The sequence below is a fragment of the Desertivirga xinjiangensis genome (assembly GCF_024436435.1).
GTDB classification, from domain to species: Bacteria; Bacteroidota; Bacteroidia; order Sphingobacteriales; family Sphingobacteriaceae; genus Desertivirga; species Desertivirga xinjiangensis.
Genome location: NZ_JAFMZP010000002.1, coordinates 769,907 through 785,582, shown reverse-complemented (window position 1 = coordinate 785,582; position 15,676 = coordinate 769,907). Strand labels below are relative to the sequence as shown.

The following is a 15,676-nucleotide window of genomic DNA, read 5'->3' as shown; positions in this document are numbered from 1 at the left end:
CTGGCAAAAACACTCTTGGAAATTTAAAATCCTGCTTTATATTTAGGGCATGAATAAAACCTTGATTCTGATTGAATGCCGGGATAATGTTGGGCTTGTTGCTATTATTTCTCAGATCTTATCAAAACATGATTTAAATATTACCGCTATGCGGGAATTTGTCGACGAGGCGGCGAATCGTTTTTTTGCCCGAATAGAATGTCGCGGAATGGTACAAAGTGCAAACCAGCTGTTGGATGAACTCCAGGCCTCCCTCCCTCTTGAAGCAAAAGTAACCATAAACCCAAAAGCTGAAAAAACTGTCGCTTTGCTGGTAACAAAAGAATATCATTGCCTTGCCGACATTCTTGTACGACATTCATTTAATACCCTTGGGGCAAATGTATGCTGTGTAGCGGGCAACTACGATTCGCTGAAAACTTTTGCAGAGCGATTTGATATCCCATTTCACTATATCACACATGAAAACAAATCGAAGGAGCAGTTTGAACAGGAGCTTTTAGCCGTTGTTGAACCTTACGAGCCCGACTTTATAGTGCTTGCTAAGTTTATGCGCATCCTTTCTTCTCAATTTGTTGCCAGATTTCCTAACCAGATCATTAATATTCATCACTCCTTCTTGCCTGCATTTATTGGTGCCAGTCCATACCGTCAAGCCTATGAGCGTGGCGTAAAAGTAATTGGCGCAACAGCGCATTTTGTAACCAATGATCTGGACGAGGGCCCTATCATTGTTCAGCAAACTATACCGGTAAACCATACCTTTGGTGTCTCGGAAATGGTTATTGCTGGCAAAGAGATCGAGAAGTCTGTGCTCAGCAAAGCATTGCAGTTAGTTTTTCAGGACAGAGTATTTGTAACCGGAAATAAAACTATCATTTTCGAATAAACACAAACTTTCTGCTATCAGGATGTTTTATCTAAAAATCTACTATGAAACATCCTGATAACATCATACCTGAAAACCAACAAGGAGCCAAAAGCGACAACAGCAGCAGCATTACCTTATCCTCCCCTGAAGAAGCTTTAAATCATTTTCAACTCTGCAGGGACCGTCTGCTCAGGGTGTCGCAATGGCACAGTCTTGCCGGTCAGGCCTCTGCTTCTTTCACCTTAACCGATGCCAGCGGAAGGCAAATTGACCGGCAACTTCAAAAAGGTGACTTTTTCAAAATAGATATACCGGCTCCCGGATCTGATTCTGGTGAAGGTTTCGATTGGGTGCAGGTTGAAGCAGTTGAAGAAGATGTTAATGAGAATGAAAACTGGGAGTATATCCTGGTGAAAGTCTGCCCGGCAAGTAATCCGGAAACACCAGATAGAAGCACCTCACACTTTTTCGATGAAAATGCCAACAGTTACTTTCTGATCAAACGAGTGAACCAGACAGTGACAGCAGAAGTGCACGGCCGGAATGAATTGCCAAACACTGACACTGAAACTCTCAAGGACAAAATAAGAAATACAGTCATTGCTATTGGGGCAATGATAGGTATTTCCAGCGCTCAATGGAAAAGTCTTACGGAAGGACTGATTTCAAAGGAAGAAGATTAGAAAATTCTTAAAACATTTAAGAAAAACCAATGAAATCCAATTTTAGACATACTTTATTACCAAACAAGCAATAAAAATTCTAAAACTTTACAATTTAGAATATATTTGCGGCCACTAATAACCAAAACTAAGTATGGCAAATAAATTGTCTAAGATTCCTTTTATTTTTATTATTCTTTTTTCAGTATTTTGCTTTTTGTTTCCATCGGTGCCAAAAAACACCGATTTAACAGAGTACAATCTCGTTGATATTGCCTGGATGCTGACTGCAACGGCAATGGTTTTGATCATGACGCCCGGCCTCGCCTTCTTTTACGGCGGAATGGTGAATAAAAAGAACGTCATCTCAACCATGTTGCAAAGTTTCATCTGTATGGCAATAATCACTGTAATATGGTTGATATTTGGATTTGGCCTGGTATTTGGCGAAAGCACCTGGGGAATTATAGGAAACCCGGCAAGCTTTTTCATGATGAAGGACGTTTTTGACAGCAAGCCCTGGGAGCTGGCACCAACCATTCCACTGGCTTTGTTTGCTATGTACCAGTTAAAGTTTGCCATCATTACCCCGGCCTTGATCACCGGCGCATTTGCTGAACGTATACGTTTTATTTCTTATGTCTTCTTCATCTGCCTGTTCTTTATATTTATTTATGCGCCACTGGCTCATGCTACATGGCACCCTGAGGGTATCTTATTTAAATTTGGAGTATTAGACTTTGCCGGAGGGACTGTGGTTCATATGTCGGCAGGCTGGGCTGCACTCGCTTCTGCCCTGTATCTTAAACGTCGTAATGAGCCAAATCATAACCCTGCGCGTATTACTTATGTGATGCTCGGTACAGGACTGTTATGGTTTGGATGGTTTGGCTTTAATGCAGGTTCAGCTTTTGGCGTAGGCCGTTTATCTATCGTTGCATTGTCCACCACTATGGCAGCTTCGGCCTCTGCGGCTTTAGCATGGATATTCTTCGACGCATTTAAAGGTCGTAAACCTTCCGCCATGGGAACATGTATCGGTGCAGTGGTAGGATTAGTAGCCATTACTCCTGCTGCAGGCTTTGTAACCATTCCCCATTCCCTACTAATTGGTATGATATCCGCTATAGTAAGTAACCTTGTGGTAGAATGGCGCACACGTACTTCAATAGACGATACTCTTGACGTATTTCCCTGTCATGGAGTGGGCGGTATGGTCGGAATGATCCTTACTGGAGTATTCGCGTCCCAGGCTATTAATCCGGCAAATACTACAGGGAATGGACTTATATTTGGAGAAACGCATCTTTTCCTGGTACAGAGTGTCGCTCTGGTTGGAGCCTCAATATTCTCTTTTTTTGGATCATGGGCTTTATTAAAAATTACAGATATGATTACTCGGTTAAGGGTGTCGGAAGAAGATGAACGCATTGGATTAGATATTAGTCAGCATGGCGAAAGCTTATAACATATAAGATCTATCCCTCCTTAAAGGTCTGGCAATATTGCTGGACCTTTTTCGTCAGCTGCCCTGCTAGAACTCTTCGAAACCTCTTTCTGCAGATTCTTAGTACCGAACAAAAAAGAAGTTTCAGGAAGAAAACAGGCAATTTTATTCCAAAAAAAGTAAATTAATATAATTTCGAGCCTCCTGTTTAAACTTTTTATTTAAAAAATCATGTCTCTGTAATTGCGGAAATGCCGTTTTTTATGCGACAACAAGATTTTGGCGCGCACGGATAACCACCAAATAATGAAATCATTACCGATACGCTCCATACCTGCCAGTTAAAACAGTTTCGTTGAACAGGATAGCCTTGTACAGATCTGCATTCATTGTTTTTATTAATTTGAATTAATACTTGTAACTTATACAAACAATTTGTTTTTTTAGAAGTAACTATTCATAGTCACATAAAGGCAATAAATGGACAAAAGAATTTACATCATTTAGGACCTTTGTAAAAACAGATTATGCTCAATCTCTATCGACAAATTATTAGTAACACCCTTAACAATACAATCTTTGAAGAACTGCCGGAAGAATGGCTGGAGCGACTATCTCCAGGCATCAGAAATGAGATCGTAAGCGGTTTTTTTAATGCCGGTATCCTCACCATCAATATGTCCGATTTCAACCGAAATGACTTCTACGACAAGACTATTAAATCCAAATTCCATCACTATTGCGAAAACTTATACATCTATTTAAGTCCTATCATACAAAGGTGCCTGCGCAGAATGTTTTTAGGGTTTAACGATAATCTAACCGAATATAAAGTAGTACTATTTATGGAGGGAAGAGAAGATGATCATTTTGAAGCCTGTAAGTACACTATAGATATATTCTAGTATAAGTTGACAGAACAAAGTCGAAGGTAGAAAAAAGTATAGGGTTGATCAGCTAAGCTTAATTGTAGCTCTGAAAAGATTTGATCCTGTAGACGGATCATATGCATAGAAGAATTCATCAGACAGCTTTCTCAAAATCAGCAGGCCGTAATGCTCCATAAGGTGAGTGTCATTTGTAAGTGTCCCTATTGGGTACTCAATTAGTTCAAAAGATATACGCTGATCATTTTCAATAACGGCATAGAGTTGATTGATGTCGTCTGAATAGATCCTTATCTTTTCACCAAGATATTTTTTTTCCAGCGGCCACTGTAAAGGTGGCCAGCCGGTATAATCATCTAAATAGAACATCCTGCCCGAATCAGATTTACTGATCGACACCTGATTATCGGCCAGAACTATCGTAATTACAGAACTTGCCGTATCTGAGTGTTTAATTCCATTGGTCAGCAACTCAATTAGGATTTGCTTACAGTTACTTATTTTATCCTCGTAACTATCAGAAGGTAAATGAATTTTTATAAAGGAAACAATCTCTGTAAGCAATGAATGAATGGATTTCGATTCATTGTTAAAATGAAAAGTCCTTACGATTTCAGTTGCCACAGCCAGCTGGTTCTTATGCAAAAACATCAGGGAGGGTGTTGTAAATCTTAAACACTTTGTTCATTCTAATAAGGTTGAACAGATTATTAATGTCTTTGTTTAGCTGAACAACTGCAATATCGCCATTCTTAGACATCGCATATTTTAATACGGATACCAGGGCTCCCAAAAACGAACTGTCTACATAAGCAACATTTTCAAAACTTACTATGATAAGATTTTGTCCTTTGTCAATCAATTGAAGGATTTCGGTTTTAAATTGCTCAGCCACATCTAAATTTGCCTCTTTAATCTGTAGCTTAGCAACAGTGTAATTGCTGTGGGTAAAAGTTTCGATCATTTATTTATCAGTTTTAATTTTTTCAATAAAAATTAAGCTGCAGTCGTCTACCAGATGTTTACGTTTATCTGCAGAAAAGGTTACATTTTTAATTAAATCGAATGAGTTTGTTTCTCCAAGCATAGGCATTACGAAATTAAAAAACAAATCATAGTCGCTTTTCTTCTCTCCGTTAAGTTCAAAATCTATCATTCCGTCAGAAACAATTATCATTTGATCGCCCTCTGCGAGGTTAATTATCTCCTCATTATAAAGGCCGTCTTGCATTACCCCCAGGAGTAAGCCCGATGAACAGATTCGCCGGCAGGTTTTCTCATGAGCATTATAGTAAACCAAAGGAAGGTCTCCGGCTCCGGAATAATGTACCTTGCCGGTCTTGTGCTCTATCATCAGTAAAGATAAAGTAGAAAGTACATCGCCCAGCACCGGATCCATGAAAATAACCCGGTTTATCTTCTGAAGAATACTGGCTGTCGACAAATCGCCATCAAAAACACATAAACGTATTGCCGACCTGATATAACTTAGGAAGTTGAACGAGAAAAACCATGCCCCCCATTTCTTTCCCATTACATCTCCAAGGACTGCAAAGGTAAAATCATTGTCAATACATATAAAGTCAATAAAATCGCCTCCAGGATAGTCTTCAAAACTCTTGTATAGAAAGTTTAGGGAGAAGCCTTCTATGACAGGAGGATTTGCCGGTACAGAACTCAGATTCAGAGCTTCGGCAGCGACCCGGATTTCATAGATGGACTTTTCGTGCTCCTTTCTGATAGCTTGCAGAATATTATTGAGCTTCGACACAACCAATGGAACAGGTGTTTCTTTGTCGATATAATCAACAGCCTGCATATCCAAACCACGCTGGATCAGATCCCTGTCTGTGTATGAGGTTAAAAAAACAAAAGGAATATTTTTATAGCGTTTATCATTTAAGACCCTCGTTCTGAATTCAAAACCGTCCTGACCAGGCATTTGATAGTCGGATAGAATGAGATCAGGAGTATCGTTACCCAATAAAATCATGGCCTCTTCGACAGATTGGGCAGTTGAACACTGAAAACCACCGTCGATCAAGGCCCTGTTAAACAACATAAGAATTAGTCGGTCATCATCAACAAGAAGGATCTTTTTCTGAATTTGAGGCATACAATCAATCCGGACTATTAGTTTTTATAACAGCACGAATAAACAAATATACACCAGCAAAGACAATTAACAACGCTATGAGATCCATTAATGTAAATCCATCATCCCTTGTAAAATAAAAAATGGTAAACATTTCAAATTCGGGGGTAGCAGGCATAACGATCAGGGCATAGCCAAACACCATTAATACTACAGCTATAAGCATTAATACAAGTTTGGAAACCCTTTCGGCAAAGAGATATTTTTTTGAGACCTTACTGTCTACGTTGTAAGATGACAGTAAACTTTCCAGGTTGTCCGCCAGTTCAAGCCGGCTTGAGCCATTGTTATCAAGGCCTTGAAATGCTTTAAAGTTATCATTAGACGATTTCGTTTGTTCGGCAGCCGTAACAAACTTATCCTGCAAGCGGCTCAATGTCTCACTATCCAGGTTACTTTTTTCAAGTAGCATTATAAGTTCATCTAGTTTTTTCTCAACAGATACCTGCGAATCCTCCAGTTGTTCAAACTGCTTAACCTGGTCTTCAATGCTCTTTCGGTTTTCCAAAGCTGTTTAATTTAATAAAATTGTATCTTCCCCTTTTTTATAGCGTAAAAACGTTTTTTCCGTATAATGAATAAAGTATCAGTAGTCACTGTTAATTATAATCAAGCCCTGGTAACAGAAGAACTTCTTCATTCCATTTCAACTCTAAACAGTTACCCCGACACTGAAATCATCGTTATCGATAATGGTAGTGTCATTAATCCTGTTCCACAGTGGCAGTCCAAATACCCTGACATCCATTTTATACGCTCAGAGAGTAATTTAGGTTTTGCCGGCGGCAATAATTTAGGAATTAAAGCAGCTACGGGTGATTACCTGTTTTTGGTGAACAATGATACAGAATTTACTTCAGGTTTGATCGAATCGCTTGCTGCTGTGCTCGATAGTCACCCTACCGCCGGTATGGTTTCGCCGAAGATCCGGTTTTTCCATCAACCAGACATTATACAGTATGCAGGTTTTACACCAATGAATTACTTTACTGCCCGTAACAAGCGGATTGGCGAGTATGAAACCGACAAAGGCCAATACGATGGCCCAGCGAAACCCACTGGCTTTGCCGACGGTGCAGCTATGATGGTTAGGAAGGAAACTGTTGAAAAAGCAGGCTTAATGGCCGAACACTTTTTTCTTTATTATGAGGAAATGGATTGGTGCGAGAGGATAAAGAGGTCTGGATATGTAATATGGGTGGAGCCCGGGGCTCTTATTTATCATAAAGAGTCTGTTTCCGTTGGCAAAAGAAGCTCTCTGAAAGAATACTTTATGAACAGGAACAGGATTCTGTTCATTAGAAGAAATGCCCCGCTGATCGCCAGATTTCTCTTCTACTTCCACTTCTGCTGCCTGGTAGCCCCCAGAAATCTGTTTACTTATCTCCGTGATAAACGACCGGACCTTGCGCAGAATTTCATCAAAGCAATTTGGTGGAATATTACTCACAAAAAAGACAGTAAAGATCTGGGCTACTCCATTCAAAAAATTTAGCTACAGGATATTACAGAATAAAATCAGATAAAATGAAATTTACGCTTTGGCTTGCAATTTTTATAATTTTCTATACTTTTCTTGGTTATGGAATTCTCCTATATCTCCTTGTAAGGCTGAGGAGGATCTTAAAAGGGAAAAGGATCCTGCCACTTATTGATGCAGACAGGCTGCCGAGCTGCACCCTGGTAGTAGCTGCCTATAATGAAGAGAGCTTTATCCAGGAAAAAATTGCAGATACCCTCGCATTAAACTATCCGGCCGACCGCCTTAAGCTCGTTTTTGTCACAGATGGCTCGAACGACAGGACCCCTCAGATAATTTCAACATATCCTGAGATCCGCCTGATGCACCGACCGGAACGTCTTGGTAAAATTGCAGCGGTTCACCGTGCAGTTGAAACGATCGATACTGAAGTCATCGTATTTACAGACGCAAATACCTTTTTGAATAAAGGCGCCTTGTTGAATATCTGCCGTCATTACGCTGATAAAACGGTGGGAGCAGTTGCCGGCGAAAAAAGGGTGATGGCCGATGAACAAGCCGATGCAAGTGCAGCGGGTGAAGGATTTTATTGGAAGTATGAATCTACATTAAAAAAATGGGATTCCGAGTTATATTCGGTAGTTGGTGCCGCAGGTGAACTTTTCAGCGTACGCAGAGAGCTCTACGAACCGGTGGATAAAAATGCTATACTTGATGACTTTATGATCTCCATGCTGATTGCCAAAAAGGGATACCGGATCATTTATGAACCTGAAGCATATGCTTCGGAAACTGCGTCAGCCGACGTATCCGAAGAACTAAAGCGTAAAGTAAGGATAGCAGCCGGAGGCATACAATCTATTATATGGCTAAAGAGTTTGCTGAACATTTTTAAATATGGCACTTTAAGTTTCCAGTATATTAGCCATCGTGTGCTTCGCTGGACCATCACTCCGTTCTTGCTGATACTGGCTTTTTTGCTAAACCTGATCATTGCCTTGCAGCCAGAAGAGCAGCTTTACCAGATCTTACTGGCCGGGCAGATCCTGTTTTATTTATTCGCATTTATAGGTCTTGTGCTGGAGAAAAAACAGCTCCGGATTAAGGTGTTATTTATCCCGTATTATTTTTGCATCATGAACTATGCGGTACTAGCGGGCATTCGACGCTATATAAAGAAACAGCAGAGTTCCGTCTGGGAAAAATCGAAAAGGAAATAAAATAACGATATCTAAAAAATTTAACGACCAGCATTTATATCCCCGCTCGTAAAGCACACACGGCACCCGTGCACTAGCAAGCGTATTAGGGTATATGCCGGCTATGCTAGCGCACGCGTGCCGCGTGTGCTGAGAAACTAAATTTCCTACGTTAAAAGTTCGGTTTGAGAACGTACTTATTATAAAACCTAAAAATGTGTTCTGTAGCATCTTCTGCGGTATCTACCAGTCGATAGAGACCAAGATCATCTGGACTTATATTCTTTGCGTCAAGCATATTATTCTCTACCCAGTCTAATAAGCCTTTCCAATATTCGGTACCTACCAAAACAATTGGGAACCTTGCAATTTTACCTGTCTGGATAAGTGTAATAGCTTCAAACATCTCATCCATGGTGCCGAAACCACCTGGCAGGACAATAAATCCCTGAGAGTATTTCATGAACATTACCTTCCGGACAAAGAAATAATCGAACTCCAGGATCTTATCCCTGTCAATGTATTTGTTATGAAACTGCTCAAAAGGCAACTCAATATTTAACCCTACTGACTTCCCTCCTGCCTCATAAGCGCCTTTATTGGCCGCTTCCATAATCCCCGGTCCACCGCCCGATATCACACCATAACCGCGCTCTGTAAGCAACCTCGCAGTATCTTCGGCAATTTTATAGTATTTATTGTCATTGGGCGTTCGTGCAGATCCAAAGATCGACACACAGGGGCCAATTTTAGCCAGCTTTTCAAAGCCATCCACAAATTCGGCCATTATCTTGAATATCTGCCACGAGTCTGTTACCTTAATTTCATGCCAGTTCTGGTTCTCGAATGCACTTCTTATTTTATCGTCACTTGTCATATTCCCAATAAGTATTGTATTTAGTATTTGTTTTTATTTTCCCCTTTACTGGTAATTAGCAAAAGCAGGAAGGTTATTAATCCGTTATAAATTATCAGTTCAAATCCTATGGCATACCCTATCCATTGGACCGAATAAGAATCCAGTAAAAAGCAGATTGCCGGAGATAAAATGCAGATATATGGAACCAGGCGATCTCTTACATTGCTTTTAGTGAGCATACCAAAAACAAAAAGTCCGAGTAAGGGGCCGTAAGTATATCCTGCAGCCTTAAAAATAGCATTTACAACCGAGTCGTTATTGATCACCCTAAAACCAAGTATTACCAGGAGCATTAAAAAGGAAAAGGAAATATGCACCAGGTGCCTGGTACGGACCAGACGAGGCGAATTATGGTCCTTTTCTTTATTAAAATTAAGAAAGTCAACACAAAAAGATGTCGTCAAGGCGGTAAGCGCCGAATCTGTGGTAGCAAAGGTCGCCGCAGTTAAGCCTAACATAAAGATAATCGCTGGTACGATATTAAGATGGTTGAGTGCTATTTCAGGGAACAGGTGATCAGGAGTCTTAAAAGAGGCAAGATCAATGTTATTCTTTGCGGCAAACATGTACAACAAGGCGCCAACGCTAAGGAAAAACAGGTTGATCACCACAAATATGCTTGTAAAAGTGAGCATGTTTTTCTGAGCTTCACCGATATTTTTACAGCTTAAATTTTTTTGCATTAAATCCTGGTCTAAGCCTGTCATGGCTATCGTGACGAATATTCCCCCAAAAAACTGTTTCAGAAAGTGCGCCTTACTTCCCGCAAAATCCTCCCAAAAGAAGATCTTAGAGTAAGAACTGCTTTTAACTGCTTCAAACGCGTTTGTAAGACTAAAGTTTAGACTTTTCGAGATAAAATAAATAGATAAAACTACCGACAAAAGCAGAAATACCGTTTGTAGAGTATCGGTGATGATAATGGTTTTTAGTCCTCCCCTGTAAGTGTATAGCCAGATTAACACAAGGCAGATTAGTATCGTAATGGCAAAAGGAACGTTCCAGGCATCAAAAATAAACTTCTGCAAAACGATAGCTACCAGATACAACCGGAACGCCGAGCCGATCGTACGCGAGATCAGGAAGATCATGGACCCTGATTTATAACTCCAGAATCCTAACCGCTGCTCCAGATAAGTATAGATGGAAATCAGGTGCATGCGATAATACAAAGGCAGCAGAACTGTTGCGATGAGCACAAAGCCTACAGCGTTGCCTAAAACAAACTGAAAATACCCGAAACTGCTGTTCCCAACTGCGCCGGGTACAGAAATAAATGTCACCCCCGACAGTGCCGTACCAATCATACCGAATGCCACCAAATACCACTTTGAGTTACGATTAGCGATGAAAAAAGTGGAATTATCTGAAGACTTCCTTGAAGTGAAATGCGCAACGGTAATAAGTATCACAAAATATCCAATTATAAACGATAATAAAACTATAGGCGACATACTTTATCAGTTAAGGGCAAATTTGGTTCGGCGCAATATAAGTACTAAATGTTAATCCTTTAAATATTACGCCGGGAAACCGGAAATATCCTCCAGCGGCTTTAATCTGTGTAATCCTATTAATACCTTTGCAAAATGAATTTTTCATCCCGATTATTGGAAAATGCTGTAAACGAATTCTCCAGGCTTCCGGGTGTTGGTCAAAAAACGGCATTGCGATTAGTATTGCATCTGTTAAATCAGCCAGTGCAGGATGTTCAGCGATTTAGTGAGGCTTTAACCCGTTTAAAAAATGACATCAGGTTTTGCGATGTTTGTCAAAATATATCAGATAGCCCTGTTTGCGAAATATGTACAAATAAGAAACGCGACCGGGACTTAATATGTGTTGTTGAGGATACCCGTGATGTAATGGCTATCGAAAATACCAATCAGTACAATGGAGTTTACCATGTGCTGGGCGGCCTAATCTCGCCTATGGATGGAGTAGGGCCATCCGAACTGAATATAGAATCCTTGATCGGGCGTGTCAAAAATGGCGGGGTTGGTGAGATCATACTCGCTTTAAGTGCCACCATGGAGGGCGATACAACCATCTTTTATGTGTATAAAAGATTAAAGGATCTACCGGTAAAGATCAGTACAATTGCCCGTGGTATTGCTTTTGGTGGCGAGATCGAATATGTCGATGAAATTACGCTCGGCAGGTCTATTGCTACCAGGATTCCCTACGAAAACTCTCTAATAAAGTAAAGAATTAAGTAAAATCTTAAAAAATTAGACTTTAAACATCCAACATCATCCATTCTAATTCGTTAGAATGATTACTTTTACTTCTATACCCCGGAATTTGTATGAAGAAACTCTTTTTTTTATTGTTTCTGTGTGAAAATCTATTTGCTCAAACTTCTAAAATATCAATCGACTCGCTTTTCAAAGCAACAACTTTTCAACAACGGACTATATATGGATTAAACTCCCTTAAGGACGGGAAAAGTTATGCTTCTATTGTGAGAGATGGAAAAACAGGACTGTTGAAGGTATTGAGAAAAAGTTATGCAGACGGGAAAACACTCGAAACCATTTATTCTTCAGCAAATGTTATTACTGGTAAAGACACCATGGAGCTAAGCACTGAGTTCAACGAAGACGAAAGCAAGGTGCTTTTATCTAAAGATGAAGAAGCGGTTTACAGACGTTCTACACTCGCTTACTACTACGTCCTTGACCTTAGCACTAAAAAACTTATTCCATTGTCCGAAAAGGAAAAACAGCTATTTCCAACATTCTCTCCTGATGGCATGAAAGTGGCATTCGTGAGAAACAACAATATTTTCATTAAAGATCTTGCCTCGCTTAACGAGCTGCAGGTCACCGCTGACGGTAAGAAGAATGAAATCATTAATGGCCGTTCCGACTGGGTTTATGAAGAAGAGTTCAGCTTTGCCCGCGCGTTTTTCTGGAGCCCCGACAGTAAAAAGATCGCTTATTATAAGTTTGATGAACGGGCGGTGCCTGAATTCTCGATGACTGTTTTTAACTCCCTCTATCCTCTTCAATATGTTTACAAATACCCTAAAGCTGGCGAAAAGAACTCGATAGTGAGCATTCATGTTTATGATACGGGAAATAAGAGCACGCATAATGTGGATGTGGGTTCAGAGAAAGACCAGTATATTCCTCGCATTAAATGGACGGCTGATCCCGGGCAGCTCTGTGTGCTTCGTCTAAACAGGCGCCAGAACAAGCTCGATTACCTTCTTGCTGATGCTTTCAGCGGCAGATCGAAGGTAATGCTGACCGAGCAGGATAAGTATTATATCGACATAGAGCAGGAACAACTTACTTTTCTGGATAATAAAACCCAGTTTATAAACACCAGTGAGCGCGACGGTTATAATCACATTTATCTTTATAATATGGATGGGAAAGTGCTGAAACAGCTTACCTCAGGTAAATGGGATGTAACGGAGCTTTATGGAATTGATGAGAGGAACAAGGTTGTTTATTATCAGTCGGCGGAGGCATCTCCCTTGCAGAGAGATATTTATTCCATCAAGCTCAGCAGTGGTGACAAGAAACGTCTTAGTGCTTCAAACGGAACAAACAGTGCGGTGTTCAGCAGCGATTTCAGCTATTATATACTACAACATTCCACAATCAATCAGCCTGCCTATATCAGTCTTCATAACCAGGCGGGCGAGCGCCTGAGGATACTTGAGGACAATTCAGCACTTAAAAACAACCTGGAACGCTACCAGGTACCAAAGGCCGATTTCTTTACATTAAAAACTTCGGAAGGTGTAGATCTGAACGGGTATATGATAAAACCCTCAGACTTCGATGCCACAAAGAAATATCCCGTATTACTTTTTGTCTATGGCGGTCCCGGCAGCCAGAATGTATCAGACTCCTGGGCTGGAATATCTATGACCTGGATGAGGATGCTGGCACAAAACGGCTATATAGTAGCTTCTGTTGATAACAGAGGAACCGGCTTCAGAGGAGCCGCCTTTAAGAAAATGACGTATAAAGCGCTGGGTAAATATGAAACCATCGATCAGATAGAAGTAGCCAAATGGTTTGGAAAACAAAGCTTTGTTGATCCGGTCCGGATTGGGATCTGGGGATGGAGCTTTGGAGGTTATTTGTCCGCGCTCTGTGCAACCAAAGGCAATGGTATATTTAAAGTGGCTATTTCCGTGGCCCCGGTAACTAACTGGCGCTTTTACGATACCATTTACACTGAACGCTTTCTGCAAACTCCCCAGGAAAATCCAGAGGGTTATGATGACAACTCTCCTATCAACTTTGCAGATCGTTTAAAGGGCAAATTTTTACTGATACATGGTACCGGCGATGATAACGTACACTTTCAAAATAGCGCAGCATTTTCTGAAGCGCTTATCAACGCAAACATACCGTTCGAGCAAGCCTATTATCCCAACAAAAACCATAGTATCAGGGGTGGTAATACTTCTATTCACTTGTATTCAAAATTAACTTCTTTTATATATAATAACTTATAATGGAACAATCCAACAGCCCTTCCTTAGAACAGATCCAGGATTTCAAGGGAAAATACCCCCGGCAGCTTTGGTATTTGTTTTTCTCTGAAATGTGGGAGCGCTTCTGCTTTTACGGGATGCGTGGTATGCTCGCCTATTTCATGGTAACAGAACTGCTGATGAATGATGAGATGGCCAACCTGCAATATGGGGCCACACAAGCATTTGTATATGCATTTACATTTATCGGGGGATTGTTTGCTGACAAGATATTGGGATTCAGAAAGTCATTGTTCTGGGGAGGCTTGCTTATGATTGTTGGCAGTGCCATCCTTGCTTATGATCCCCACGAGTTCTTCTTCCTCGGCATCAGCTTTACTGTAGTCGGTACCGGCTTTTTCAAACCAAACATATCTACTATGGTTGGGCAGCTGTATAAGAACAACGACCCTCGTCGCGATGCAGGATTTTCATTATTCTACTCCGGTATTAATATTGGGGCACTGATAGGGGGATATGCCTGTATCGCTATAGGCAAAGAATATTCCTGGCACCTGGCTTTTGGTCTGGCGGGTATTGTGATGACGATCAGCCTTCTCACCTTCTTATTTACGCAACATAGTCTCGGGCCCATCGGTCTGCCGCCTGCTTTCAATTCAACAGTTGAGCCTGTGATCGTACAGAGCGTAGGCCATAACGTCGCTAATGAGCCTGCAACAATTCGACAAAAAGCAAAAAACACCAGCTGGTATAGTTATGCTGTTTATGCGGGTTCTATAGCGGTGATACCGCTGATCATGATCATGGTTTCTAAAACTCAGTATACCGACTGGTTTATGTATACTATCGGGCCTGCAGCACTGATCTATCTCTTTTATGAGATGACTAAATACAACGTAATCGAGCGCAAAAAACTATTTGCTGCTTTGATATTTATCCTCTTTTCAATATTGTTTTTTGCCTTTTTCGAGCAAAGCGGCGGATCCCTGAGTTTGTTTGCAGCCAATAATCTTGAGAAGACAGTACTCGGCATTCCCCTGGACCCGAACGGTGTAAATAACGCTGCCAACTCATTGTTCGTGATTATTTTTGCCCCATTACTCGGCTTATTATGGATTGCCATGGCAAAAAGGAGAATAGAGCCTAATACGGTTGTCAAATTCGGGCTAGGTTTTCTGTTTTTGGCCGGTGCTTTCTTTACGTTCTACGCAACCAGATTTTTTGCAAATGAACAGGGAATAACTTCGCTGGATATCTTCACGCTGGCTTACCTGATCATTACTCTTGGAGAACTTTGCCTCTCTCCTATCGGCCTGTCAATCATGACCAAGCTTTCACCTCCACGCTTACAGGGAGTAATGATGGGGATGTGGTTCCTTGCCAGTGCCTATGGTCAGTATGTTGCAGGCTTGTTAGGTGCTGACATGGCTAAAGGTAATGAGAACGATACTTTATATCAAAAGTTGATCACTTTTACTGATGGGTATTATCAGCTTGCGATATATGCCCTGATCGCGGGTATTGTACTGATCATTGCGTCGGGTCTTGTCAGAAAACTAATGAATGATGTTAAATAGAAAGATTAAACTAAAAT

15 protein-coding genes are annotated in these 15,676 nt (G+C 40.8%); 9 read left to right on the top strand and 6 right to left on the bottom strand.

All coding sequences use genetic code 11. From position 1 onward, the window contains the following. Positions 1 to 49: 49 nt before the first annotated feature. From purU to J3P37_RS08145, 4 genes are all read left to right on the top strand, one after another. Positions 50 to 889, top strand: coding sequence for a formyltetrahydrofolate deformylase (gene purU / locus J3P37_RS08160; RefSeq protein WP_256010608.1), 840 nt, complete (start codon positions 50 to 52; stop codon positions 887 to 889). 44 nt (positions 890 to 933) lie between these two features. Next, positions 934 to 1,554, top strand: a complete 621-nt coding sequence (locus J3P37_RS08155; RefSeq protein ID WP_256010607.1) for a hypothetical protein — start codon at positions 934 to 936, stop codon at positions 1,552 to 1,554. A gap of 133 nt (positions 1,555 to 1,687) precedes the next feature. Beyond that, positions 1,688 to 3,001: an ammonium transporter gene (locus J3P37_RS08150; protein WP_256010605.1), complete on the top strand. Its 1,314-nt coding sequence runs from the start codon at positions 1,688 to 1,690 to the stop codon at positions 2,999 to 3,001. Positions 3,002 to 3,507: 506 nt separating this feature from the next. Continuing rightward, positions 3,508 to 3,885, top strand: a complete 378-nt coding sequence (locus tag J3P37_RS08145) for a hypothetical protein (protein WP_256010604.1) — start codon at positions 3,508 to 3,510, stop codon at positions 3,883 to 3,885. A gap of 48 nt (positions 3,886 to 3,933) precedes the next feature. Here the strand turns inward: J3P37_RS08145 and J3P37_RS08140 are convergent, their stop codons facing one another. Genes J3P37_RS08140 through J3P37_RS08125 form a run of 4 tightly spaced genes read right to left on the bottom strand, consistent with a single transcriptional unit; the run spans position 3,934 to position 6,530 of the window. Beyond that, a complete protein-coding gene (locus tag J3P37_RS08140) occupies positions 3,934 to 4,518 on the bottom strand; it encodes an ATP-binding protein (RefSeq protein ID WP_256010603.1) in 585 nt (194 codons plus the stop codon). Continuing rightward, complete coding sequence (locus tag J3P37_RS08135; protein ID WP_256010602.1) at positions 4,505 to 4,831, bottom strand: STAS domain-containing protein; 327 nt, start codon at positions 4,829 to 4,831, stop codon at positions 4,505 to 4,507. The genes J3P37_RS08140 and J3P37_RS08135 overlap by 14 nt, the downstream gene beginning before the upstream one ends. Then, positions 4,832 to 5,983 (bottom strand): response regulator, encoded by a 1,152-nt coding sequence (locus J3P37_RS08130; RefSeq protein ID WP_256010601.1) that lies wholly within the window; start codon positions 5,981 to 5,983, stop codon positions 4,832 to 4,834. A 4-nt stretch (positions 5,984 to 5,987) separates the two neighbouring features. Beyond that, positions 5,988 to 6,530: a hypothetical protein gene (locus tag J3P37_RS08125; RefSeq protein WP_256010600.1), complete on the bottom strand. Its 543-nt coding sequence runs from the start codon at positions 6,528 to 6,530 to the stop codon at positions 5,988 to 5,990. Between the two features lie 66 nt (positions 6,531 to 6,596). Between J3P37_RS08125 and J3P37_RS08120 the strand changes: the two genes are divergently transcribed. Both J3P37_RS08120 and J3P37_RS08115 read left to right on the top strand, forming a co-directional pair. Then, positions 6,597 to 7,517 (top strand): glycosyltransferase family 2 protein, encoded by a 921-nt coding sequence (locus J3P37_RS08120; RefSeq protein ID WP_256010599.1) that lies wholly within the window; start codon positions 6,597 to 6,599, stop codon positions 7,515 to 7,517. 32 nt (positions 7,518 to 7,549) lie between these two features. Further along, complete coding sequence (locus J3P37_RS08115; protein WP_256010598.1) at positions 7,550 to 8,722, top strand: glycosyltransferase family 2 protein; 1,173 nt, start codon at positions 7,550 to 7,552, stop codon at positions 8,720 to 8,722. Positions 8,723 to 8,873: 151 nt separating this feature from the next. Here the strand turns inward: J3P37_RS08115 and J3P37_RS08110 are convergent, their stop codons facing one another. Together J3P37_RS08110 and J3P37_RS08105 are read right to left on the bottom strand one after the other, a co-directional pair. Further along, positions 8,874 to 9,578, bottom strand: a complete 705-nt coding sequence (locus J3P37_RS08110) for an LOG family protein (RefSeq protein ID WP_256010597.1) — start codon at positions 9,576 to 9,578, stop codon at positions 8,874 to 8,876. A 20-nt stretch (positions 9,579 to 9,598) separates the two neighbouring features. Beyond that, entirely contained in the window at positions 9,599 to 11,074 is a 1,476-nt protein-coding gene (locus tag J3P37_RS08105) for a sodium:solute symporter (RefSeq protein WP_256010596.1), read from the bottom strand. Between the two features lie 135 nt (positions 11,075 to 11,209). Here J3P37_RS08105 and recR point away from each other — a divergent pair, with 135 nt between their 5' ends. From recR to J3P37_RS08090, 3 genes are all read left to right on the top strand, one after another. Further along, the gene (gene recR / locus J3P37_RS08100; protein WP_256010595.1) at positions 11,210 to 11,827 is read left to right on the top strand and encodes a recombination mediator RecR; all 618 of its coding nucleotides are present in this window, start codon (positions 11,210 to 11,212) and stop codon (positions 11,825 to 11,827) included. A 101-nt stretch (positions 11,828 to 11,928) separates the two neighbouring features. Next, the gene (locus tag J3P37_RS08095; RefSeq protein WP_256010594.1) at positions 11,929 to 14,103 is read left to right on the top strand and encodes a S9 family peptidase; all 2,175 of its coding nucleotides are present in this window, start codon (positions 11,929 to 11,931) and stop codon (positions 14,101 to 14,103) included. Beyond that, a complete protein-coding gene (locus J3P37_RS08090; RefSeq protein ID WP_256010593.1) occupies positions 14,103 to 15,659 on the top strand; it encodes a peptide MFS transporter in 1,557 nt (518 codons plus the stop codon). The genes J3P37_RS08095 and J3P37_RS08090 overlap by 1 nt, the downstream gene beginning before the upstream one ends. Positions 15,660 to 15,676: the final 17 nt, after the last annotated feature.